22 protein-coding genes are annotated in these 22,722 nt (G+C 54.5%); all 22 read right to left on the reverse strand.

What is annotated here, in order from left to right; genetic code table 11:
* Complete coding sequence (gene xerC, locus BN1190_RS10605; RefSeq protein ID WP_082023347.1) at positions 1-900, reverse strand: tyrosine recombinase XerC; 900 nt, start codon at positions 898-900, stop codon at positions 1-3.
* A gap of 312 nt (positions 901-1,212) precedes the next feature.
* Positions 1,213-2,529 carry an FADH(2)-oxidizing methylenetetrahydrofolate--tRNA-(uracil(54)-C(5))-methyltransferase TrmFO gene (gene trmFO / locus BN1190_RS10610; protein WP_040286871.1) on the reverse strand — a complete coding sequence of 439 codons (1,317 nt, stop codon included), beginning with the start codon at positions 2,527-2,529 and terminating at the stop codon, positions 1,213-1,215.
* Positions 2,530-2,553: 24 nt separating this feature from the next.
* A complete protein-coding gene (gene topA / locus BN1190_RS10615) occupies positions 2,554-4,632 on the reverse strand; it encodes a type I DNA topoisomerase (RefSeq protein ID WP_040286872.1) in 2,079 nt (692 codons plus the stop codon).
* A gap of 119 nt (positions 4,633-4,751) precedes the next feature.
* On the reverse strand, positions 4,752-5,603 hold the full coding sequence (dprA, locus tag BN1190_RS10620) for a DNA-processing protein DprA (RefSeq protein WP_040286873.1): 852 nt from the start codon (positions 5,601-5,603) through the stop codon (positions 4,752-4,754).
* A gap of 68 nt (positions 5,604-5,671) precedes the next feature.
* The gene (gene sucD, locus BN1190_RS10625; protein WP_040286874.1) at positions 5,672-6,574 is read right to left on the reverse strand and encodes a succinate--CoA ligase subunit alpha; all 903 of its coding nucleotides are present in this window, start codon (positions 6,572-6,574) and stop codon (positions 5,672-5,674) included.
* 18 nt (positions 6,575-6,592) lie between these two features.
* A complete protein-coding gene (gene sucC / locus BN1190_RS10630; RefSeq protein WP_040286875.1) occupies positions 6,593-7,753 on the reverse strand; it encodes an ADP-forming succinate--CoA ligase subunit beta in 1,161 nt (386 codons plus the stop codon).
* Between the two features lie 127 nt (positions 7,754-7,880).
* The gene (locus BN1190_RS10635; RefSeq protein WP_040286876.1) at positions 7,881-8,162 is read right to left on the reverse strand and encodes an EscU/YscU/HrcU family type III secretion system export apparatus switch protein; all 282 of its coding nucleotides are present in this window, start codon (positions 8,160-8,162) and stop codon (positions 7,881-7,883) included.
* Positions 8,159-10,189 carry a hypothetical protein gene (locus BN1190_RS10640; protein ID WP_040286877.1) on the reverse strand — a complete coding sequence of 677 codons (2,031 nt, stop codon included), beginning with the start codon at positions 10,187-10,189 and terminating at the stop codon, positions 8,159-8,161. The genes BN1190_RS10635 and BN1190_RS10640 overlap by 4 nt, the downstream gene beginning before the upstream one ends.
* Positions 10,189-10,968: a ribonuclease HII gene (locus BN1190_RS10645; RefSeq protein ID WP_040286878.1), complete on the reverse strand. Its 780-nt coding sequence runs from the start codon at positions 10,966-10,968 to the stop codon at positions 10,189-10,191. Before BN1190_RS10645 ends, BN1190_RS10640 begins: the two co-directional genes overlap by 1 nt.
* Before the next feature lie 112 nt (positions 10,969-11,080).
* Positions 11,081-11,935: a ribosome biogenesis GTPase YlqF gene (gene ylqF, locus BN1190_RS10650; protein WP_040286879.1), complete on the reverse strand. Its 855-nt coding sequence runs from the start codon at positions 11,933-11,935 to the stop codon at positions 11,081-11,083.
* 18 nt (positions 11,936-11,953) lie between these two features.
* Positions 11,954-12,511 carry a signal peptidase I gene (lepB, locus tag BN1190_RS10655; protein WP_040286880.1) on the reverse strand — a complete coding sequence of 186 codons (558 nt, stop codon included), beginning with the start codon at positions 12,509-12,511 and terminating at the stop codon, positions 11,954-11,956.
* A 100-nt stretch (positions 12,512-12,611) separates the two neighbouring features.
* A complete protein-coding gene (gene rplS / locus BN1190_RS10660; RefSeq protein WP_040286881.1) occupies positions 12,612-12,956 on the reverse strand; it encodes a 50S ribosomal protein L19 in 345 nt (114 codons plus the stop codon).
* A 124-nt stretch (positions 12,957-13,080) separates the two neighbouring features.
* On the reverse strand, positions 13,081-13,815 hold the full coding sequence (trmD, locus tag BN1190_RS10665) for a tRNA (guanosine(37)-N1)-methyltransferase TrmD (RefSeq protein ID WP_040287283.1): 735 nt from the start codon (positions 13,813-13,815) through the stop codon (positions 13,081-13,083).
* The gene (rimM, locus tag BN1190_RS10670) at positions 13,815-14,330 is read right to left on the reverse strand and encodes a ribosome maturation factor RimM (protein WP_040286882.1); all 516 of its coding nucleotides are present in this window, start codon (positions 14,328-14,330) and stop codon (positions 13,815-13,817) included. The genes trmD and rimM overlap by 1 nt, the downstream gene beginning before the upstream one ends.
* A 78-nt stretch (positions 14,331-14,408) precedes the next feature.
* On the reverse strand, positions 14,409-14,642 hold the full coding sequence (locus tag BN1190_RS10675) for a KH domain-containing protein (protein ID WP_040286883.1): 234 nt from the start codon (positions 14,640-14,642) through the stop codon (positions 14,409-14,411).
* 15 nt (positions 14,643-14,657) lie between these two features.
* Positions 14,658-14,930, reverse strand: coding sequence for a 30S ribosomal protein S16 (rpsP, locus tag BN1190_RS10680; RefSeq protein WP_040286884.1), 273 nt, complete (start codon positions 14,928-14,930; stop codon positions 14,658-14,660).
* Positions 14,931-15,031: 101 nt separating this feature from the next.
* On the reverse strand, positions 15,032-16,387 hold the full coding sequence (gene ffh, locus BN1190_RS10685; protein ID WP_040286885.1) for a signal recognition particle protein: 1,356 nt from the start codon (positions 16,385-16,387) through the stop codon (positions 15,032-15,034).
* 13 nt (positions 16,388-16,400) lie between these two features.
* The gene (locus BN1190_RS10690; RefSeq protein ID WP_040286886.1) at positions 16,401-16,733 is read right to left on the reverse strand and encodes a putative DNA-binding protein; all 333 of its coding nucleotides are present in this window, start codon (positions 16,731-16,733) and stop codon (positions 16,401-16,403) included.
* Positions 16,734-16,794: 61 nt separating this feature from the next.
* Complete coding sequence (gene ftsY, locus BN1190_RS10695; protein WP_040286887.1) at positions 16,795-17,814, reverse strand: signal recognition particle-docking protein FtsY; 1,020 nt, start codon at positions 17,812-17,814, stop codon at positions 16,795-16,797.
* Positions 17,815-17,837: 23 nt separating this feature from the next.
* The gene (gene smc / locus BN1190_RS10700) at positions 17,838-21,401 is read right to left on the reverse strand and encodes a chromosome segregation protein SMC (RefSeq protein ID WP_040286888.1); all 3,564 of its coding nucleotides are present in this window, start codon (positions 21,399-21,401) and stop codon (positions 17,838-17,840) included.
* 2 nt (positions 21,402-21,403) lie between these two features.
* Complete coding sequence (rnc, locus tag BN1190_RS10705; RefSeq protein ID WP_040286889.1) at positions 21,404-22,171, reverse strand: ribonuclease III; 768 nt, start codon at positions 22,169-22,171, stop codon at positions 21,404-21,406.
* Positions 22,172-22,296: 125 nt separating this feature from the next.
* Positions 22,297-22,533: an acyl carrier protein gene (locus BN1190_RS10710; RefSeq protein WP_040286890.1), complete on the reverse strand. Its 237-nt coding sequence runs from the start codon at positions 22,531-22,533 to the stop codon at positions 22,297-22,299.
* Positions 22,534-22,722: the final 189 nt, after the last annotated feature.

Here is a 22,722-nt window from a genome sequence, read left to right on the forward strand (position 1 = left end):
CTAAGCACGCGGATGCGTATTCATGTAGGTTCTCCGTAAATGCTCTTTCGTTGTATGCGTGTAGATCTGCGTTGATGACAGATCGCTGTGGCCGAGCAATTCCTGCACTGTCCTCATATCGGCGCCCGCTGACAGCAAATGGGTGGCGAATGTATGGCGCAGCATATGCGGATACACTTTCGTCTGGATTGCAGCACGCTCCACTATGGATGTAAGGACATGCCGGACTCCCCTGGCTGTCAGAGCCCCGCCGCGCAAGTTGACGAACAGCTTATCATGGCGGACATTTTTCATGAGACGCGGTCGCACATTTCCTATGTATGATTCCAGCGCCTCTGCTGCCAGGCTCCCGAACGGAATATACCGTTCCTTCCTGCCTTTCCCCATGACACGGACGATACCCAGATCGAGGTCCACATCGGGCAGGGTGATGGACGTCAGCTCACTGACGCGCACCCCCGTCGCATAGAGCAGCTCGAGCAATGCTAGATCGCGTACGTCCCTCGGCTGCCCGCCTTGACATACCGAAAACAATTTTTCAAGTTCTTCTTCATAAAAAAAAGCCGGCAGCCGTTCTTCCTTTTTAGGATGATGCAGCAAGCGGAATGCCGTGTCGTCTATTCCGCATCGTGAATTCGCGAACCGGAAGAAAGAGCGGACAGATGAGATTTTTCTGGAGATGGTCGTGCGGGACAGTCCGCGGTCATACAGCCGGGACACATACAGCCGGGCTTCCTGGTACGTGATCGACTCGATCGTGCCAATTCCTTCACTTGCCAGGAACTCAAGGAATTCGTCCACATCCGTTATATACTCGGATACAGTGTGTACAGAATAGTTCTTCTCCAAACGGATATACGTTATATAATCATCATGCAGTTTCAATGTCTGCTGTTCCAATGGATGCACCCCCGTATGAATGGCTCGGATTGCAGGGCGGGCTGGCGGTCATCTGTAACTGTTAGAAAATGCCGATTACTCGTTAAATTCAAATTCATCCACGGTTTACTATACATGATGAACCACTGTTCTATCAACTATCTGAGGCTCTGTCGTCAGACCTCTTAATAATATTTTGACGGACTGTCAACAAAACTTCACATTCTCTTCACGAATTGCCTGCCGCATCAACCATAAAGAAGCCAGCAGAGCATGACTGCTCTGCCGGCCGGCTCATTATCCAACACAAGACTCTTCTGGACAATATCGTCCTCAGTTTACCGTCTGGTGGGTTTCTTTGAACGTCTCCAATGCTGCCAGTGCACGTTCAGCATGTTTCTCCGCACGCTCAACCTTGGAACGGATCCGTTCGCCGAGATCCGGGAACAGACCGAAGTTGACATTCATCGGCTGGAAGTTCTTCGAGTCCGCTTCCGTAATATAGCGTGCCATACTGCCGAGCGCAGTTTCCTTCGGCAGGACGCAGAGCTCCTCACCGAGTGCCAGGCGGGCAGCGTTCATGCCTGCCACAAGGCCTGCTCCTGCAGATTCAACATACCCTTCGACGCCTGTCATCTGTCCGGCAAAGAACAGATTCGGGTTGGCGCGCAGCTGGTATGTCGGTTCGAGAACACGCGGGGAATTGATGAATGTGTTCCGGTGCATGACACCGTACCGGACGATCTCCACATTCTCAAGCCCGGGAATGAGACGGAGCACCTCTTTCTGTGCACCCCATTTCATGTGTGTCTGGAATCCGACAATATTATAGAGCGTGCCGGCTGCATCATCCTGACGCAGCTGCACAACCGCTTTCGGGCGCTTCCCTGTTTTCGGATCTTCGAGACCTACAGGTTTCATAGGTCCGAACAGCAGCGTCTTCTCTCCCCGGGAAGCGAGCACTTCCACGGGCATACAGCTTTCAAAATACACTTCTTTCTCGAATTCCTTCAGTTCAGCGACTTCCGCATTGACGAGTGCGTCATAGAAGCGGCCGAACTCCTCCTCATCCATCGGACAATTGAGATAAGCGGCTTCCCCTTTGTCATAGCGGGATTTCAAATAGACCTTGTCCATATCGATGGAATCCTTCTCGACGATCGGCGCTGCCGCATCGTAGAAGTACAGATACTCCTCCCCGGTCAGCTGGCGGACCTTCTCCGCGAGTGCCGGTGATGTCAGAGGTCCTGTCGCGATGACGGTGATTCCTTCAGGGATCTCTGTCACTTCTTCGTTGACGACTTCGATCAGCGGATGGTTTCTCACTTTGTCGGTGACATGCTGGGAGAATTCATGCCGGTCCACAGCAAGAGCGCCGCCTGCCGGAACGGAACATGCGTCCGCAGCCGAGATGATGACGGAGTCCAGGCGGCGCATCTCTTCTTTGATGACGCCGACTGCATTCGTCAGCGAGTTGGCACGCAGGGAATTGCTGCACACAAGCTCTGCGAACTTGTCTGTATGATGGGCGGGTGTCTGCTGGACAGGGCGCATTTCGTACAGGCGGACAGAGACGCCTCTGTTCGCGATCTGCCAGGCTGCTTCACTTCCTGCAAGACCGGCTCCGATTACATTAACTGATGGTGTCACGGTTACCACTTCTTTCCTGCTTAATTATTGTTGCGGGTTCTCTTTATAATCGCATTCCGTACACTGGATTTGAAGACCTTTTTTCAATCGTTTTTCAACTAACGTGCTTTCACACCTCGGACAAGGCCTGGAGATCGGCTTATCCCATGAGATATATTCACAGTCCGGGTACCGGTCGCAGCCATAGAAAATCCGGTTTTTCTTGCTCTTCCGCTCGACGACCTCCCCTTTTTTACATAGGGGACATGTGACGCCGATCGGCTTGACGATGGCTTTCGTATTGCGGCAGTCCGGGAAATTCGAACAAGCCATGAATTTACCGTACCGTCCCATTTTGAAGACCATTGGGGCTCCGCACTTTTCACAATCTTCGCCGGCAGGCTCGTCTTTGATTTCGATTTTTTCCATTTCCTCATCAGCGATCTTGAGGTGCTTCTCGAAATCTTTGTAGAAGTCATCGATCACTTTCACCCAGGCGATGTCGCCTTCTTCGATCTGGTCGAGGCTCTGTTCCATTTTTGCCGTGAATTCGGCATTGGTGATATCCGAAAAGTATTGGTTCACCGCCGCGTTCACGATCTCCCCGAGTTCGGTCGGTACGAACCGCTTGGCGTCAAGCGTCACATATCCGCGTCTCTGGATCGTATCCAGTGTCGGCGCGTAGGTGGACGGACGGCCGATGCCGAGCTCTTCCAGTGTCTTGACGAGACGGGCTTCCGAATAACGGGGCGGCGGCTGCGTGAAGTGCTGTTTCGGATCGATCTTCGTACATTCGACAGTTTCCCCTTCCTCCAGTGGCGGAAGGACGTTATCCTTCTCCTCTTCCTTATCGTCCTGGCTCTCGACGTAGACTTTCATGAAGCCTTGGAATTTCACCTGGGAGCCTGTCGCCCTGAACTGGATGCCGCTGTTTACAAGATCCGCAGTCACTGTATCGAGGACTGCCGGCGCCATCTGGCTCGCGACAAAACGGGACCAGATGAGCTTGTACAGTTTCAGCTGGTCTTTCGACAAGAATTCTTTCATCGCATCTGGTGTCCTCATGACGGAGGTGGGCCGCACCGCTTCATGGGCATCCTGCGTCTTCGCTGCAGCAGGCTTGCCCGTTGTTTTCGTACTGCGGAGATACTCCTTCCCGTACATGGTCCCGATATGCTCTATCGCTTCACCTTGCGCAGTTTCCGAAATCCGGGTCGAGTCGGTACGCATGTAGGTGATCAGGCCGACGATCCCTTCTTTGCCGACAGTGATCCCTTCGTAGAGCTGCTGGGCGATCATCATTGTCTTCTTGGCCCGGAAATTGAGCTTACGGGCAGCTTCCTGCTGCAGGGAAGACGTCGTGAAAGGTGCTGCGGGATTCCGTTTCCTCTCTTTTTTCACGACTTTTGTAACAGTGAACCCGTCGCCGTCGAGCTGGCCGAGAATTTCGTCCACCTGCTGTTTGTCGCCGAGCTTCACTTTCTTGCCTGATTTGCCGTAGAACGAGGCATTGAACGCACCTTCCGTTTTGCTGAAGTCTCCGCCGATCGTCCAGTATTCTTCCGGTTCGAAGACCTTGATCTCCTCTTCCCGGTCGATGATCAGTTTGAGGGCCACGGATTGGACACGGCCTGCAGAGAGTCCCTTTTTCACTTTCTTCCACAGTATCGGGCTTATATTATAGCCGACCAGACGATCGAGGATGCGCCGTGCCTGCTGGGCATCCACAAGGTCTGAATTGATCGGGCGCGGATGCTTGAACGAATCTTTGATGGCGTCTTTCGTAATTTCGTTGAAGACGACACGGCAGTCCGTTTCTTCATCCACACCGAGCTGGTGCGCGAGGTGCCAGGCGATCGCTTCCCCCTCTCTGTCGGGGTCAGCTGCGAGAAAGATCTTTTTCGCTTTTTTCGCTTCTTTTTTCAAGTCCTGCAAGATCGGGCCTTTCCCACGGATCGTTATATACTTCGGCTCATAATTATTTTCAACGTCGACTCCCATCTGACTGCGCGGCAGATCGCGCAGGTGACCGAGGGAAGCGCGCACCTTGTATTTCTTTCCTAAGTACCGCTCGATTGTTTTCGCTTTCGCGGGTGATTCCACTATTACCAAGTAATCCGCCATTATGTTTCGTCCCCCTTACAGAGGTTCTTTGTATTTATTCATCCAAAAGAATATCTGTTGCAAAATGTATAACAGTTTTTCTGGAAAAGCAACTGTTTCAGTGAAATGGTTTTTTTCCGTCACGATTCGACAACCGTCGCAATGAGCTGAAAACCGTTCCAGATTCCGGTCGCGCCTTCGTTCAGCAGCCTGTTCGGGCCGAGTGAAAGCGGCGAATCGATCGGGCCGGGGACCGCGAAGACTTCCTTGCCATGTTCAAGTGCATGCTCGATCGTGCTCATCGTGCCGCTCTTCTCGGCCGCTTCCGTGATGATGAGCGATCTCGACAATCCGCTGATGATCCGGTTGCGCATCGGGAAGGTCCATTTAGCCGGCTTATGATAGGGCGGATATTCCGTGATCAGAAGATGATGGGCTGCAATCTGCTCGGCAAGCTGCCGGTTCTCTTTCGGGTATAAATGAAAGAACCCGTTTCCAAGGACGGCGATCGTCTCGCCGCCATACCGGATGGCCGCTTCATGGGCGAATGTGTCCGCGCCTTTTGCGAGTCCGGAAACGATGACAAAGCCGTTTGCGACAAGCGGCGGGACGATCTGTTCCATTGCTTTCACGGAATAGGAAGTTGCTTGCCGGGCGCCGATGATGGCGGTGAGATTTTCTTTTTTCAATAACTTCCGGTTGCCTTTTGTATAGAGAACGGCAGGCGGGTCGATCAGTTGCTTCAGTTGTGGAGGATAGTCAGGATGAGTATAGGGAATGGGGAAGATTCCTTTTTGCAGAAGCAGTTCCAAGAGGGGGAGCCTGGAAAGTCCGGTCAGTTTCTCAATGAGGTCCGCGGGCTGTTTCAATGATGAATGTGTAAAGTTTTCGTCACCTGTCTGATAACTCAAATACCGATGAAGTTTCGGATACGGAGCCGGCCAGGCGTAATGCAGTTTCAGCAGGTCGATTTCCTGTTCGGACAGATTCATGCTGTTCCTCCTTTTTCAATTATAGAAAAAGGCAGCGCATCTTGGCGATACGCTGCTCTCTTCTATGATCAGTGGGTCTTGCACTTCTCGTACAGACCTTTTTCCTTGATGACTTTGATCAGTGTTTCACCGATGACGGAAGGCGTCTCTGCGACTTCCACGCCTGCGCTGTTGAGCGCTTTGATCTTTTCATCAGCAGTACCCTTACCGCCGGAAATGATGGCGCCTGCGTGGCCCATACGCTTTCCTGGAGGTGCTGTCTGTCCGCCGATGAACCCGACGACAGGTTTCTTCATGTTGGCTTTGATCCACTCGGCTGCTTCTTCCTCTGCCGTACCGCCGATCTCACCGATCATGACGACTGCGTATGTGTCTTCATCTTCGTTGAATTCTTTCAGGACGTCGATGAAGTTCGTGCCGTTGACCGGGTCTCCGCCGATACCGACAGCGGTCGTCTGGCCGATGCCTGCTTCGGAAAGCTGGTGGACCGCCTCATACGTCAGTGTGCCGGAGCGTGAAATGACGCCGACATGACCTTTTGTATGGATGTAGCCCGGCATGATGCCGATCTTGCACTCTTCCGGTGTGATGACACCCGGGCAGTTAGGACCGACCAGGCGTGTTTTCTTGCCTTCCATATAACGGACGACTTTCACCATGTCAAGGACCGGGATGTGTTCCGTGATGCAGATGGCCATGTCCAGTTCTGCATCCACAGCTTCCATGATCGCATCCGCTGCGAACGGAGCCGGCACATAGATGACAGATACGTTGGCGCCTGTTTCCTTGACAGCGTCTTCCATCGTATTGAATACAGGAACGCCGTCCACTTCCGTGCCGCCTTTTCCTGGTGTGACACCTGCGACGATTTTCGTGCCGTATTCAAGCATTTGCTGGGTATGGAATTTCGCAGTCCCGCCGGTGATACCCTGCACGACCACTTTTGTATTCTTGTCGATATAAATACTCATCGTTTGTCCCTGCCTTTCTTAGCCTACGATTTCAACAATCTTTTGTGCGCCGTCCGCCATCGAGCCGGCAGCGATAATATTGAGTCCGGACTCGTTCAGCAGAGCTTTCCCTCTGTCGACGTTGGTACCTTCAAGACGGACAACGAGCGGCACTTCCAGGCCGACTTCCTTCGCTGCCGTGATGACACCTTCCGCGATGACGTCACACTTCATGATGCCGCCGAAGATGTTGACGAAGATCCCTTTGACATGCTCGTCGGAAAGGATGATCTTGAACGCTTCAGTGACTTTTTCAGCAGTCGCGCCGCCCCCAACGTCCAGGAAGTTCGCGGGTGATCCGCCGTAGTAGTTGATCGTATCCATTGTAGCCATGGCAAGTCCCGCACCGTTGACCATGCAGCCGATATTTCCGTCGAGCGAAATGTAGCTGAGGTCGTACTTCGATGCTTCGATCTCTTTAGCGTCTTCTTCTTCGAAGTCGCGAAGTTCCACGATGTCCTTGTGGCGGAACAATGCATTGTCGTCGAAGTTGAACTTCGCGTCCAGTGCAAGCACTTTATCGTCTCCAGTGACGACAAGCGGGTTGATCTCCACGATGGATGCATCTTTTTCCACGAACACTTGGTACAGACCTGTCATGAATTTCGCAGCTTTGTTCACAAGGTGCGTCGGGATGTTCATGTTGAAAGCCATGCGGCGTGCCTGGAAGCCGGTCAGGCCGACAACCGGATCGATCACTTCACGGAAAATCTTTTCAGGAGTCGCTTCCGCCACTTCCTCGATATCCATTCCGCCTTCTTCGGATCCCATCAGCGTTACGCGGTCCGTCGCACGGTCCACGACGAGGCTGATGTAATATTCTTTCTGGATGTCCGCGCCTTCTTCGATCAGCAGACGCTTGACTTCTTTTCCTTCAGGGCCGGTCTGGTGTGTCACCAGTGTCTTGCCGAGAAGTTCTTTCGCATATGCGCGCACTTCGTCAAGAGTCTTGGCGATCTTGACGCCGCCTGCCTTGCCGCGGCCGCCTGCGTGGATCTGCGCTTTCACGACGAATACGTCAGTGCCCAGTTCCTTTGCTGCGTTTACTGCCTCTTCCGGGGAGAACGCTGCAATTCCTTTTGAAGCTGCGACTCCGTAGTCACGGAGGAGCTGCTTCCCTTGATATTCATGGATATTCATCTTATATCCTCCAATCAAACTGATAGCTGTACTTTACTGCGTACTCTATTGTAGTAAACTTGTCATACTATGTCCATATTTGTACTCGTCTCTAGCGAAATTTCTGTACTACGACAGGAACCGACGCTTACTTTCCGCTCTGCGACCGATCCAGACGATAAACGTAGGCGAGCACTTCGGATACTGCCTGATACAGCTGTTCAGGAATTGTCTCATTCACATCCAGCTGTCCGAGGAGCTCGACCAGGGACGGGTCTTCCTGTATCGGCACACCGTGCTCCTTCGCCTTCTGGAGGATATTATCGGCGATCTGCCCCTTCCCCTTGGCCGTCACTTTCGGGGCATCGTTCTGCTCGGGCACGTAGGACAGCGCCACTGCTTCGCGGCGTTTATACGGTTTCTCACTCATATGCGGAAGTCCACTCCTTTCAGGTTCCTGCCGGATGATGGATGTAGTTTTTTCTGCCCGGCGTCTTCCTCCCTGAATGGTTTGAAGCGGACCGCAGACAGTTTGTAGCCGCCTTCTTCAAGCCCTTCCTCCAATTTCCCCTGCAGGACCTGCCCGGTTGACTGAAGACGGGGATCTCCATTGAAGATGGTCAGGGTGATGACCTTATTCTGCACCTGCATATCGACGACCGTTTTCTTCAGTGCCTCAAGATCCAGGTAGAACAGCACGCGCGCATGATCGGGGTCGATTTTTCCATCGTCTTTCAGACGGCCGTTCCACTCGAGTGTGGCGTCGATCCTGCTGCCCTGCAGCGTCAGTGGCAGCTGCATGATGATCTGCTGCTGGGCCCCTGTATCGACCGACTGGAGCGGCGGGCCGTTCAGGCGGGAGACGGCAGCCTCTGCCGCTTCACGCAGTGCGGGACCTGCCGAACTGTTCTGCAGGAGGGCGACCAAATGGGGTTTGAGTGAATCCTGTATCTGCTGGATATCCGGCTCCTTCGTGGCCAGTCCGGCCTCGTAGTTCACACCCAGTTTCGTGAGCACGGTTTGGATCGCCTGCTTCACTGCGTGCCCTGTCAGTTCCTCTGCCGTCCGTCCTTCCGCTGCTGCGGCTAATGTCTGGATGGCCGGTGAGTCGGACTGCTGCGCCTGGAGAACCAGCTGCGCGAGCCTGCCGCTGCCTCCTGCAGCATCCACTGCGGCCCGGATGAGTGTCGGTACCGAAGAAGCGGGCTGCGGCTCATCAGGTGCCTGAAATGGCGCCTGCACCCCGCCAGGCGCCGTCTCCGTCTGACGCAAGCCTGGCAGCAGCATACGGTCAGTGGATTCCGTGAAGAAAAGCCTGCTCAATTTGGTCAGAACGGACGCTGCCGGCTCGTCCGTCTGCATACTGGTTGCCAGTATGCCGGCAGCCTGCGTCTTGACAGCAGGAGGCAAATCCGACTGCTCCAGCATACGGGCCAGCCGGGCCGCGGTCGCTTGCGGCAGTTTCGCTGCTCCATCCGCCTGCTGCAGCAAGGCAAGGACCTGCCGGCTGTCACTTTTCGCGGCCGGCGCCTGCACGTCTGCAGCAGACCCAGGCATTGCCTGTGGCGCATTCCGGGCCGTTTGCGCGGAGAATTGCTGTCCTGGCTTCACGGCAGACTCTCCGACGGAACCCTGCGTAACCAGCTTCGCCAAAACTTCAGGAAGATTTGCAAGGGATGTACCCGCCGGCAGCACTCCTGACGTTTTCAGCAGCTGTACTGCCTGGAACCGGTCGCCTGCCTGCGCGGACGGGTCGAGTGCAGTCCTGATCGTCAATGCAAACAGTCTTGCGCCGTTCGTTTCCAGCAGCGGCAGCTTCAGCTGCTGGAGAAGCTGCCGGATCTCCTGTTTACCGTCCGCCGGGATGGCCGGATCCGCCTCCAGAGCCGTCTGCAGGCCGCCGAGGACAGAATGCAGGCCTTGTTTCGTCTCGACCCCCATCATTGCCTGGAACAGCTGGGGAGTGACCGGCAGTTTCAGGGCCGTCAGTTTTCCGATCGACTGGACGGCTGCCTGCATCTGCGCAGGGGATGTCTGTTTCAACAGGGCTTCTCCTGCAAGAAGGGCCTCTTTCGTCATAGGGAGCTGCTGTTGGATGAATGATTCCGCAAGCTGGCGCATCTGCGGCGTCTTCGGCAGCTGCATGGTCTCCAGCAGGCTGTCGATTTTGGCACTCTGCGGCTCTTTCTGCCCATGCGGTCCCGAGATGATCTTCAGCTGCAGTTCTGGCTCGGTCGCCTTCACTTGGAAATAGTAGCTGTCTCCCGCTTTCAATGGCACTTCCAGCTTGGCATGCATCTTCTGGCTCCCGATCTGGACTTCCGCCATTTCGCCGGGAAACAGCTGCTGGATCTTGCCGTGGAATACTTGCCCTTCGCGCATCTTGAGCTGTGTGCCGGACTGCACTGCACCCAATGCATTGGGCGGCATATTCTGGCCGATCGATGGATAATTCATCAGTCTGTCCCCTTTCCGGCAATCATCGATTTGACCGGTTCGAATGTCCTTCGGTGATACGGACACGGACCGTGCAGCCGGAGGGCCTCCAGATGTTCAGGCGTTCCGTACCCTGCATGTTTTCCGAACCCATACATTGGATACTCTTTGTGCAGCTCGTCCATCAGCCTGTCCCTCTCCGTCTTTGCCAGTATCGAGGCTGCAGCGATCGCCAGGCTCTGTGCATCCCCTTTTATGATGGAGGCGGACGGGCAGTCCGCTGACAGTGTCATTGCATCCGCCATCACATAATCCGGTCTTACAGCAAGGGATTGGATCGACTGTTCCATTGATTCCCGGGTCGCGGCGTAGATATTCACTTCATCGATCCGCTCAGCGGACTGGATATGGACCGACCAGGCGACAGCTGTCTGCCTGATCTCTTCAGCGAGATGTTCCCGCTGTTTCCGGGTAATCTTCTTCGAATCGTCAAGACCGATCAGTCCATCAGCTTCCTGAGGAAGAATGACAGCCGCCGTGACCACAGGCCCGGCAAGCGGGCCCCTGCCCGCTTCGTCGGTCCCGGCACCGAGCGCCTCCGGAAACGGTGCGAACGACAGATCGAACTCTTGCTTGCTGCGGTGGTTCTCCTCCAGGACACGGCGCTTTTCATATGACCTGCGCCAGGTTTTCAGTGCCTGCTGGACACCTGCCCGCTGATCGTGCTCCAGTTCCGTTATCCAGTCGGCCGGTCCGGATGCCGCTTTCAGTTCCTCTTTGATCGTCTGTATCGTCTTCACTCGCTCACCCTCTGTTTTCACGTGAAATGGTTTGTTTCTTATATCGGCCGGAATCCTTCGATTTCGATATGAAAAAGCTGAAGCCGGCTGTCAGAGCCGGCTTCAGCCGCTGTTACACCTGTTCAGTTGTCCAGTCGAACGTCAGCCGTCCGAAATTTCCGCTCCTGACATCCTGGACGATCAGTTCGGCGACTTTGTCATAGTCGATTTCCCCGCCTGTCGTATAGGCTTTCCTGCGTGCCCCGACTGCGTCGAACAGCTCTCGGGTGTCTTCTTCAGCGGTAGTGAACCCATACCGCTCTTCCAGCCTGTCGGGATAGCGGTCTGCCAGGAAACGGAGTCCGTATACTGCCAAGTCTTCCATATTGACGATTGTATCTTTAATGGCGCCTGTCAATGCCAGCTTCTGGCCAGTCTCCGGGTCTTCGAACTTCGGCCAGAGGATCCCCGGGGTATCGAGGAGCTCCAGCTCTTTTCCGTATTTGATCCACTGCTGGGCTTTCGTGACGCCCGGCTTATTCCCTGTCTTGGCGATATTTTTCTTGGCAAGCCGGTTGATGAGCGTCGACTTTCCGACATTCGGGATGCCGACAATCATCGCACGGATGGCTCCAGGCCGGATGCCCCGTTTCTTCATCCGTTCAATCTTCGGAGCGAGGACGTCCTTTGCCGCTTTCGTCACAGTCTGCAGGCCCTTGCCTTCAAACGAATTGATGGCGATCGCCTGGATATCCTGCTCCGCGAAATGGCGGATCCACCTTGCCGTCTCCTGTTCATCCGCCAGATCCATCTTATTGAGGATCAGCAATCTCGGTTTCTGATGAATGACTTCGTCGATCATCGGATTCCGTGATGACAGCGGAAGCCGTGCGTCCACGAGTTCGAACACGATATCGACCAATTTCAGCTGCTCGGTAACTTCCCGCCTGGCTTTCGCCATGTGTCCGGGGAACCATTGTATTGCCATGTGCCAATCCCGTCCTTTTCACTCCACCGGTCCGATATCTTTCATCGGCCAGAAAACGAATTTTGTCGTGCCTATGATCTGATCGATACTGATGGCACCGATATGCCGGGAATCATTGCTCATCCGCCGGTTGTCCCCCATGACGAATACATGCCCTTCAGGCACTGTCTGCCGGTGGATCTTCTCTTCCAGCGTAAAGTCCTCCGTCAGTGTCCCGCCCGCCAGATCCTCTTTGTACGTATCCAAATATGGTTCCTTTTGGGCTTCTCCGTTTATGTAGAGAACATCGTCCACATACTCGATTTCATCGCCCGGTAAGCCGATGACCCGTTTGATGTAATCTTTCTGTTCGGGTGCATGGAAAACCACGATATCGAAATGGTCAGGCTTTCCGACCGTATAGCTGATCTTGTTGACGATCATCTTGTCGCCATCTTTAAGTGTCGGCATCATGGAGACGCCGTCTACGACAATCGGCGTGAACAAGAACAGCCGGATGACCGCCGCAATGCCGAAAGCGATCAGAAGTGCTTTCATCCATTCAAATGTTTCGCTTTTCTGTTTCTCCCCAGTCATGCCCACGCCTCCTGCAGTCTATTGTTCCAATTGTAACAGTACAGCCGGGTCTGAGGCAAAAAGAAAGGAGGCCGCCTGAGCGGTCTCCTTCTTTTTATGCTTATCGAAGTTCTTTGATACGTGCAGCTTTTCCGCGCAGGTTGCGAAGGTAGTACAGCTTCGCACGGCGTACTTTACCGCGGCGTGTCACTTCTAGTTTTGCGATTTTCGGTGTGTGTACAGGGAATGTACGCTCAACGCCGACACCGTTGGAAATTTTACGGACTGTGAACGTTTCACTGATTCCGCTTCCGCGGCGCTTGATGACGACACCTTCAAACAGCTGGATCCGCTCACGTGTACCTTCCACGATTTTCACGTGCAAACGTACTGTGTCTCCCGGACGGAATGCCGGCAGGTCGCTTTTCAGCTGGTCTTTCGTGATATCTGCAATAAGTTGTTGCATGATTCTCTCTCCTATCCTTAGAGGCTCTTGCAGCCAGCTTGGCCGCAGCGGAACATCAGTTAAGTATGTGCTCACATAGAAGCACGTATATCATGTTAGCACAGCTGCCACGGTTGCGCAACCGTTACTGCTGGGATTTCAGACGGCTGAGGATCTTCTGCTGCTCCGGCGTCAGCGGATAGGTTTCCAGCAGATCCGGCCGCCGCTCGAATGTCCTCTTCAGCGATTGTTCCATCCGCCATTTGTCAATCTCGGCGTGGTTGCCGGACAGCAGGACATCCGGAACCGGGAGACCTTCATAATCTGCCGGACGTGTATACTGCGGATGCTCCAGCAGTCCCGTCGAAAAGGAATCCTCCACGGAGGAGACGTTGTTGCCGAGGACCCCCGGCAGCAGGCGGACGATACTGTCGATCATCGTCATCGCCGCCAGCTCGCCGCCTGTCAGGACGAAGTCGCCGATGGAGAGCTCGTCCGTCACAAGATGCTCGCGAATCCGTTCATCATACCCTTCATAATGACCGCAGATGAACACGAGCTGCTCTTCTTCTGCAAGTTCTTCCGCCTTCGCCTGGCTGAACCGCTCCCCCTGCGGACACATGAGGATGACCCGCGGCGGCTTTTCAGATCCGTTCGTCACCGCTTTCACCGCATTGAACAGCGGTTCCGGTTTCAGCACCATCCCGGCACCGCCACCATATGGATAGTCATCGACCTTCTTATGCTTGTTCTCCGAGTACTCCCGGAAATCCGTCACGCCGAGCTGCACCGCTCCGTTTTCCTGGGCTTTTTTCAGTATCGAGGAATTGAACACCCCGGTAAACATCTCGGGGAACAGCGACAGGACCTGGACGTTCATCATGACAGGAGACCTTCCATGACATCGATCGTGATTGTCTTGTTCGGTACGTCGATCTCCTTGACGATGTCTTCGATGTACGGGATGTAATGCGGTTTGCCTGTTTCGGGTGTCACTGTCCAGACATCGTTCGCACCCGTTTCCAGGATTTCCGTGACTGTGCCGATTGTCTCCCCTTCCAGGGAGACGACCTTGCAGCCGATGATTTCATGATAGTAGAACTCGTTGTCTTCCAACTCGCCGAGCTGGTTCTCGGAGATTTTCAGCATACCGGTTTTATACTTCTCGACATGGCTCAAGTTGTAATGGCCTTCGAACGTGAGCAGGTAGAAATTTTTGTGGCGGCGCGAACTTGCGATCTTCAGGTGAACAGGTTTTGTTTCGTTCGGCATGAAGAGCGCCAGTTCGCTGCCGACTGCAAAGCGTTCCTCGGGAAAGTCGGTGCGTGACAAGACCCGCACTTCCCCCTGGACGCCGTGTGTATTGACAAGTTCTCCAACGTTAAACCATTGCATAGGCCGACCCTTCCTTCTGTCCGTAGTGATTCTGCCGTATGAAAAAGGGAGGAACCGAGGCTCCTCCCTTGTACAGTGTTAGTCAACGATATCGAGATAGACCCGTTTACCGCGGTGGCTGCCTGCAGCTGATGTCACAATTGTCCGTATCGCGCCTGCGACACGGCCCTGCTTTCCTATGATCTTCCCCATGTCTTCCGGGTGGACGGAAAGTTTGTAGGCAATCCGGGTGTCCTGCTCATCCTTTTCGATCTGCACCGATTCAGGATGATCGACCAGCGGTTTCACGATTGTCTGGATCAGCTGCTCCATGAGCACACCTCCTGATTACTTACCGAGTTTCGCGTTATGGAATTTCTCCATGATGCCCTGCTCAGAAAGCAAGTTGCGGACTGTATCGGACGGCTTTGCGCCGTTCTGCATCCACTGCAGTACTTTTTCTTCGTCGATCTTCACTTCAGCCGGCTTCGTGAGCGGGTTGTAAGTTCCGACTGTTTCGATTTGACGGCCGTCACGCGGTGAACGTGAATCGGCAACTACGATACGATAGAAAGGTGATTTCTTTGCACCCATACGTTTTAGACGAATTTTAACTGACATAATTTGTTGCACCTCCGAATAGTTTCACACAAGATAGTATATTATCAACCTTCTTGGTGTTTGTAAAGTGTTTTTTCTTAACACCTGTCATTTACGCCGGTTTATTTGAAAAATGCGTCCATGCCGGGGAATTTCATCTTCTTTTTGTTCTTCATCTGCGCCCCGGTCATCTGCTTCACCATCTTCTTCATTTCCTCGAATTGCTTCAGCAGTCGGTTCACTTCCTGGATCGACGTGCCTGACCCTTTTGCGATCCGTTTCTTGCGGCTCGCATTGATCATTTCAGGCGTGGCACGCTCCTGGGTCGTCATCGAATAGATGACCGCTTCGACTTTCCCCATCTGGCTTTCATCCACCTGAGCGTTCTCGAGCCCTTTTATTTTGTTGAAGCCCGGCATCATCTTGAGGATCTCATCGAGCGGCCCCATCTTCTTCACCTGCTGGAGCTGGTCCAGGAAATCATCGAGGGTGAAGGTCTGTGTGCGCAGTTTCTGTTCGAGATCCCGCGCCTTTTCCTCATCGACGTTTTCCTGTGCTTTCTCGATGAGCGACATGACATCGCCCATGCCGAGGATCCGTGATGCCATGCGCTCGGGATGGAATGGTTCGAGCGCGTCCATCTTCTCACCCATACCGACGTACTTGATCGGTTTTTGGGTGACGGAACGGATGGACAATGCCGCCCCGCCGCGTGTATCACCGTCCAGTTTGGTGAGCGCGACGCCTGTGATGCCGATCGTATCATCAAAGTTCTTCGCGACATTGACGGCATCCTGACCTGTCATGGCATCGACGACGAGGAACGTTTCATCCGGTGAAGCGAGCTCGCGGATATCTTTCAGTTCCTGCATGAGCGCTTCGTCGATATGGAGACGTCCCGCCGTATCGATGATGACTACGTCATTATGGTCTTCATCCGCCTTTGCAAGCGCCTGCCGGACGATTTCGACAGGTGACACGTCCGTTCCGAGAGAGAAGACCGGAATGGTGAGCTGTTTCCCGATCGTCTGCAGCTGCTGGACGGCTGCCGGACGGTAGACGTCCGCCGCGACGAGCAGCGGTTTCTTGTTGTTGCGTTTTCGCAGCGAGTTGGCAAGCTTTCCGGAAGTTGTCGTTTTCCCGGCCCCCTGCAGGCCGACCATCATGATGACCGTCGGCGCTTTGCGTGCGAACTGGATGCCGGACTGCTCTTCGCCCATCAAGTTCGTCAATTCGTCTTTGACGATCTTCACGACCTGCTGTCCCGGTGTCAGGCTCTTCATGACGTCCTGTCCGACAGATCGCTCGCTTACCGTCTTGACGAACTCCTTGACGACTTTCAAGTTGACGTCCGCCTCGATCAGTGCAAGCCTGACTTCGCGCATCATTTCCTTGACGTCGGCTTCACTGATCTTGCCCTTGCCTGTAATTTTCTGAAGCGTCCCTTGCAGGCGCTCCGCCAATCCCTCAAAAGCCATGCACAGAACCTCCCTAGTCGTGCTCTTTTATTTGCCGCAGCAGGCCGGCCGCTTCCTCAGTCATTGACCGGTTTGCGGCGAGATGCTGTTCAAGCTGTTCGATCATCAACGCCCTCTGCTGGTACTTGCCGAACAGCATGAGTTTGGCTTCGTAGTCTTCCAGCATCGCTTCCGTCCTGCGCACATTATCGTAGACCGCCTGTCTCGACACATTGTACTCTTCGGCAATCTCACCGAGGGACAGGTCGTCGAGGTAATACAGTTCCATGTAAATGCGCTGTTTGTCCGTCAACAGCGATTGATAGAAATCAAAGAGGAAATTGACGCGGGTCGTTTTCTCAAGCATCGGAACTCCTCCTCATATCTCCCTTAATAGTAGCCGCTGCCGGAATCACTGTCAAGGGAATTTACTTGTCTGCACTTTCTTCTGCAGATTCCTCTTCAGCTTCCAGTTCCAACCCTTCTGCGAACAGGCCGTATACATACTTTTCCGGCTCGAACGGCTGCAGATCATCGATGCCTTCGCCGAGACCGACGAATTTCACAGGGATGTTCAGCTTGCTGCGGATCGCAAGGACGATTCCGCCTTTTGCCGTGCCATCCAACTTGGTCAGCACGATACCCGTAACATCGGTCGCTTCCTTGAAGGTTTCCGCCTGGATAAGTGCATTCTGTCCGGTTGTCGCGTCAAGTGCCAGCAGGACTTCATGGGGGGCCCCCTCGATCTCCCTGCCGATGACACGGTGGACTTTCTGCAATTCGTTCATCAGGTTCACTTTGTTCTGCAGCCGGCCCGCTGTATCGCAGATCAGGACATCGACACCGCGTTTCTTCGCCGCGTTCACGGCATCGTACATGACGGCGGCCGGATCGGATCCTTCTGACTGGCGGATGACTTCGACACCTGCCCGCTCGCCCCAGACGACGAGCTGATCGATCGCCCCTGCCCGGAATGTATCCCCGGCTGCAAGCATGACCGTTTTGCCTTCCGCCTGCAGGCGGGATGCCAGCTTCCCAATTGTCGTCGTCTTGCCGACTCCGTTGACGCCGACCATGAGGATGACGGTGATTCCGTCTTCCTGTATGTTGAGTGCATTGCTGTCTTCACCCTGTGCATTGTAAATATCGACAAGTTTCTCCGAGATGACTGTCTGGATGCCGGCTGTGTCTTTGATGTTCTTGCGCCTGACTTCCATTTTCAGCTGATCGATCAGTTCCATGACCGTCTCGAAGCCGACATCCGCCTGCAGAAGCACTTCCTCCAGTTCTTCGAAGAATTCCTCGTCCACTTCCCTGAAACGGGCTACGAGGTCATTCACTTTGGATGTGAATGAGTCCCGCGTCTTGCTCAGGCCGTCCTTGAACTTTCCGGTGACGGCTTCGTTCGTGCCTGTTATTTTTTCTTTCATTTTCTTGAAGAATGACATAATGCCTACATTCCTTTCCCCTGTTAGGTTGTCTGCAGGGCAGCTTCCGGCACGTCAGACATTTTGACTGACAGCAGCCTGGATACGCCGGATTCCTGCATGGTGATGCCGTACAGGACATCCGCCCCTTCCATCGTTCCCTTCCGGTGGGTGATGACGATGAACTGCGTGTCCTCTGAAAACTTCTTCAAGTACCGGCTGTACCGGATGACATTCGCTTCATCCAGTGCGGCTTCAACTTCATCCAATATACAGAACGGCACCGGGCGGACTTCGATGATTGCAAACAATAACGTGATCGCGGTCAGCGCCCGCTCGCCGCCGGACAGAAGGCTGAGGTTCTGGCGCTTCTTCCCCGGAGGGCGTGCAATGATATCGATGCCCGTTTCGAGCATATTGCCGGGATCCGTCAGCACAAGGTCGGCTTCCCCGCCGCCGAACATTTCCTTGAAGACTGTCCGGAAACGCTGCTGGACGGCATTGAATGTCGAGGTGAAGCGGGTCTTCATCTCCGTATCCATCTCCGACATCGCCTCTTCCAGCGTCGTCTTCGCCTCGAGCAGATCATTGCGCTGTTCGGTCAAGAACGTGTGCCGCTCCAGCACTTCCCTGTATTCTTCCACAGCCCCCGGGTTGACCGGCCCGAGGGAAGCGATTTCCTGTTTCAGCCGTTCGACACGCCTGCGGGTTTCCGTTTCGTCGAAACCTTCCGGCACCTCGAAGTCCGGATACAGCCCGTACTCTTCCAGCAGCCGGCCGCCAAGGGATTCCAGTTTCACTTCGCTTCTGGAATATTGCACGTGAAGCCGGTTCAGCTCCGCAGCCAGCTGTGCCAGCCGGTCCGCTTCCTTCTTCAGGAGCAGTTCTCTCTCCCCGACTTCCCCGCTGATCCGGTCGCGTTCTTCCTTTTTGGCCAGAAGATCCGATTTCAATGATTCGACAGCAGCTGCCGTTTCGGTGATTTTTCGTTCGATTTCTTCTGGCGACAGCATTTCGCCCTGCTCTTGGCCGGACAGGAAACGGTTCTCCTCTTCAAGACGGCGAAGCCTGGTTTCCGACGCCTCAAGTTCGCGGCCGGCGTCTTCTGCGAGCGCGGCCTTGTGGGCCGCCTGCTCACGCAGTACCGCCGTCTGTTCACGGAGTTCACTGTACCGTTCTCGCAGGACCTGTTCTTCCGTACGGCGGTCAGCCGCCAGACGCTCAAGGGATGCGACAGCTCTCTGGATCTCCTGCTGCTCGCGTTTCAGGAGCTGCTGCTGACGTTCGAGATCCGACCGTTTTGTGAGCAGTGTGCTCGCTGTGTCCTTCGCACCTGCGCGGTCCCGTTCGAACATCTGGTACTGGGCTTCGGCCGTACGCAGCTCATATGAGGTTTCACGGAGCGCAGCATCGATTTCTTCTGCAGCCGATTTCAGCTCCGCGAGCCTGCGGTCGGCGGCAGTCACTGTCTGCAGACTGCCGGCAGTGGCGAATTTGATGTCTCTCGCCTTCTGTTCAGCCGCTTCCACGGATTCGTTCAGCTTTGCGAGCTGTCCGGTCAGGGTTTCCAATTCCGCCTTCCGGGAGAATACGGTCGACTGGCCTTTCGAGCCGCCGCCAGTCAGGGAACCGCCGGCATTGACGACATCGCCGTCCAGCGTGACGATCCGGTACCGGTAGCCGGCGAGCTTGGCGATTTCGGAAGCGCCGGTCAATGTATCCGCCACGATTGTCGCACCGAGCAGGTTCGCGATCACGTTCTTGTATTTCGGATCGGCGCCGGTAAGCTGTTCGGCTGTGCCGATGAAGCTCCCATGGTGTCTGACCTTCGCAAGTACATCATTTGGGACATACCTTGCCTTCATGACATCGAGCGGCAGGAATGTCGCCCGCCCGGAGTTCTTCTTCTTCAGGTACTGGATCGCTGTCCGTGCAGCCGGTTCAGCAGTTGCGATGATATGCTGCATGGCGCCGCCGAGTGCCGTCTCCACTGCCTTCAGATGTTTCCTGTCGACGTTGATGAGTTCTGCGACCGCCCCCTCGATGCCCTGGAGTGTGCCCGACTGTTTCGCAAGCAGCACTTCCTTGACACCGGAATAGAAGCCTGAAAAATCGGCTTCCATGCTTTTCAGCGCACGCAGCCGCCCCTGCAGTTCGTACCGCTTATTCACAGCCTGCTGCTGGAGTTTCTGCGTTTCTGCGAGTCGCTGCTCGCTCTGCTTCAGGTTCTGTCTGGCTTCTTCGGATTGGGCAGCGACTTTCTTCGATTCATCCCTCATCCGCCGGAGTGTTTCCGACTGTTCTTCTTTCCGCTTCTGCAGTTCCGCTATTCGTGTACGCAGCTCAAGCGTCTGTTCGCCCGATTTTTCGGAGGAATGCTGTTCGCCTGCGAGCCGCTCCTCGATATGTTTCAGTTCGTTGCGCACGGTCGCTTCTTTGTTCAGCACTTCGATATAGGAGGATTTCAGGTTTTCAATTTCCTGCTCCGTTTCTGCAAGGGACCGCTTCAATTTCTTGGATATGGACGCCATCTCTTCGGTTTTTTCCGACAGCTGCCCGTTCGTCGTTTCGGTTTCATGGAGCAGCTCCGATTTTCTTGCTTCCAGCTGTTCCAAGGACCGGCGGACAGTCTCGAGTTCTTCCGCAAGACGCACCGAGCGTTCTTTTGCATTCCGCTGTTTCTCGATCGACAGCAGCCGCCGCCCTTCCCATTTCTCGGCTTCGGCGCTCGCCGTGACAAGCTGTTCCTGCAGGGCGCCGACAGCTGTGTCGAGGGCAGCCAGCATGGCTTTTGCGTCTGCAGTCTCCTGTTCCACGGCTGAGACTGTCTTTTCAAGGCGAGTACGGATTCCCCTCTTTTCATCCGATGCGGAACGGTTCTCCTGCAGTTCGGTTCGGAGTGCATGGGCTTCCGCATTCATCAGCCGGACATCCGCCTCCCGCAAATCGGATGCCAGCGTCCGATGGCGTTCAGCCGCGCGCGCATTCTCGGCAAGCGGCTCCATCCGGTCATCGAGTTCTTTGAGGATATCAAGGATGCGGTCGAGATTGTCGTCCGTTTCAATCAGCTTGAATTCCGCTTTTTTCTTGCGCATGCGGTATTTCAGGACACCTGCCGCTTCGTCGAAGATACTCCGCCTGTCTTCGGGACGGCTGTTGAGGATTTCATCGACCCGCCCCTGGGAGATGATGGAGAACGCTTCTTTGCCTAATCCGGAGTCCACGAAGACGTCATTGATGTCCTTCAGGCGGCACACTTGTCCGTTCAGCTGGAAGGAGCTCTCCCCGGAACGGAACACACGCCGGCTGACGCTGATTTCCGTATAGTCGAGCGGAAACAGGCCTGTCGAGTTGTCCAGGGTCAAGGTCACTTCCGCAAAATTCAGCGCTTTTCGGGAGTCACTGCCTGCAAAAATGACGTCCTGCATCTTGGCACCGCGCAGTGATTTCGCGGATTGCTCACCGAGCACCCACCGGATCGCATCGATGACATTGCTCTTCCCGCTGCCGTTCGGGCCTACGACAGCCGTGACGCCCGGAACAAAATCGATGGATACTTTATCGGCAAAGGATTTGAATCCGATGATTTCCAGTCGTTTTAAAAACACGTTCAGCTCTCCTCTTTTGTATGCTCTTCCAATAGCTGCTGGATTGCCTGGCGCGCTGCTTCCTGTTCTGCTTCTTTCTTGGAACGGCCGATACCCTCACCGAGCTTCGTGTCACCGAGCTCCACATACGTTAGAAACTTTTTCGCATGTGCAGGACCTGATTCTTCCACAATCCGGTAATGCAGCTGCCCATGATTGGTCTGCTGGACGATTTCCTGCAGCCGGCTTTTGTAATCCATCACATGCGAAAAAGCTCCAAGCCCTATCTTCGGGAACACGATCCCTTCGAGGAAGTCAGTAGCTACATCAAACCCCTGATCCAGGTAGAGCGCACCGACGAATGCTTCGAACACATCGGCAAGAAGCGCAGGCCGGGTCCGTCCGCCGGTCAGTTCCTCGCCTTTGCCGAGGAGGATGTAATCGCCGAAGTTCAGTTCGGTACTGAACGTGACGAGCGAAGGTTCGCAGACGATGGCGGCACGCAGTTTGGTCAGCTCCCCTTCACTTTTTCCGGGTTCGGTCGCATACAGATACTGCGACACGGCAAGCTCCAGTACGGCATCCCCCAGGAATTCAAGCCGCTCGTTATCGGTAAAACGTTTGCTGCGGTGCTCATTCACATATGAAGAGTGAGTGAACGCATTATACAGCAGGGACACATTCGTGAATCGGATGTCCAGCCGTTCCTGCAGCTCATCGAATTTCCTGCGCACGGAACCCGGAAGAACAGCCTTCGATGTCTTGCCTGTCGGTTTCTTATTAGTCGTCATTCAGTCAACCTGCCTTTCTTTGCACATACCTTTCTATTCTACCTTGTCGCAACGCGCAGTGCAAAATGGAAAAGAGACGCCTCCGCACTTTCCGGGGAAAGGACGAAAGAGTCTCTATGCTGCGATCATTTAGTTTTTTCTTCGATATAAGAGACAGCATCTCCGACTGTGCCGATTTTCTCAGCGTCATCATCGGAAATTTCCATGTCGAATTCATCTTCCAGTTCCATTACGAGCTCAACGACATCCAAAGAGTCAGCGCCGAGATCATCACGGAAAGAAGCTTCAGGTTTCACTTCGCTCTCGTCAACCCCCAAACGGTCAACAACAACCTTCGTCACGCGATCCAATACTGTAGACAATATAACTCACCTCCTTTCAAGGCTATAAAGCGCAGGCGGGCTGGTAGAGGCGACAGGCGCTGGAGGAATTGAAGAACAGGACGCTTATTGTCCTGTTTTCAATTCCGAAGCGACCCCGAGCCTCTGCCCGCCGGAGCTGGATTACACATAAAGCGCAGGCGGGCGCCTAGGGCGACGGGCGCTGGAGAG

The organism is Sporosarcina koreensis, from assembly GCF_000826145.2.
GTDB lineage: Bacteria > Bacillota > Bacilli > Bacillales_A > Planococcaceae > Sporosarcina > Sporosarcina trichiuri.

Excerpts from the sequence above, each read along its gene's own strand:
- trmD (WP_040287283.1), bottom strand. The coding sequence starts at position 13,815 with ATGAACGTCCAGGTCCTGTCGCTGTTCCCCGAGATGTTTACCGGGGTG.
- BN1190_RS10640 (WP_040286877.1), bottom strand. The coding sequence starts at position 10,189 with ATGAATTATCCATCGATCGGCCAGAATATGCCGCCCAATGCATTGGGT.
- sucD (WP_040286874.1), bottom strand. The coding sequence starts at position 6,574 with ATGAGTATTTATATCGACAAGAATACAAAAGTGGTCGTGCAGGGTATC.
- rpsP (WP_040286884.1), bottom strand. The coding sequence starts at position 14,930 with ATGTCAGTTAAAATTCGTCTAAAACGTATGGGTGCAAAGAAATCACCT.
- ylqF (WP_040286879.1), bottom strand. The coding sequence starts at position 11,935 with ATGGCAATACAATGGTTCCCCGGACACATGGCGAAAGCCAGGCGGGAA.
- rimM (WP_040286882.1), bottom strand. The coding sequence starts at position 14,330 with ATGCAATGGTTTAACGTTGGAGAACTTGTCAATACACACGGCGTCCAG.
- rplS (WP_040286881.1), bottom strand. The coding sequence starts at position 12,956 with ATGCAACAACTTATTGCAGATATCACGAAAGACCAGCTGAAAAGCGAC.
- topA (WP_040286872.1), bottom strand. The coding sequence starts at position 4,632 with ATGGCGGATTACTTGGTAATAGTGGAATCACCCGCGAAAGCGAAAACA.
- BN1190_RS10635 (WP_040286876.1), bottom strand. The coding sequence starts at position 8,162 with ATGAGTGAGAAACCGTATAAACGCCGCGAAGCAGTGGCGCTGTCCTAC.
- lepB (WP_040286880.1), bottom strand. The coding sequence starts at position 12,511 with ATGACTGGGGAGAAACAGAAAAGCGAAACATTTGAATGGATGAAAGCA.
- dprA (WP_040286873.1), bottom strand. The coding sequence starts at position 5,603 with ATGAATCTGTCCGAACAGGAAATCGACCTGCTGAAACTGCATTACGCC.
- rnc (WP_040286889.1), bottom strand. The coding sequence starts at position 22,171 with ATGACGACTAATAAGAAACCGACAGGCAAGACATCGAAGGCTGTTCTT.
- BN1190_RS10690 (WP_040286886.1), bottom strand. The coding sequence starts at position 16,733 with ATGCTTGAGAAAACGACCCGCGTCAATTTCCTCTTTGATTTCTATCAA.
- BN1190_RS10675 (WP_040286883.1), bottom strand. The coding sequence starts at position 14,642 with ATGGAGCAGCTGATCCAGACAATCGTGAAACCGCTGGTCGATCATCCT.
- ftsY (WP_040286887.1), bottom strand. The coding sequence starts at position 17,814 with ATGTCATTCTTCAAGAAAATGAAAGAAAAAATAACAGGCACGAACGAA.
- ffh (WP_040286885.1), bottom strand. The coding sequence starts at position 16,387 with ATGGCTTTTGAGGGATTGGCGGAGCGCCTGCAAGGGACGCTTCAGAAA.
- sucC (WP_040286875.1), bottom strand. The coding sequence starts at position 7,753 with ATGAATATCCATGAATATCAAGGGAAGCAGCTCCTCCGTGACTACGGA.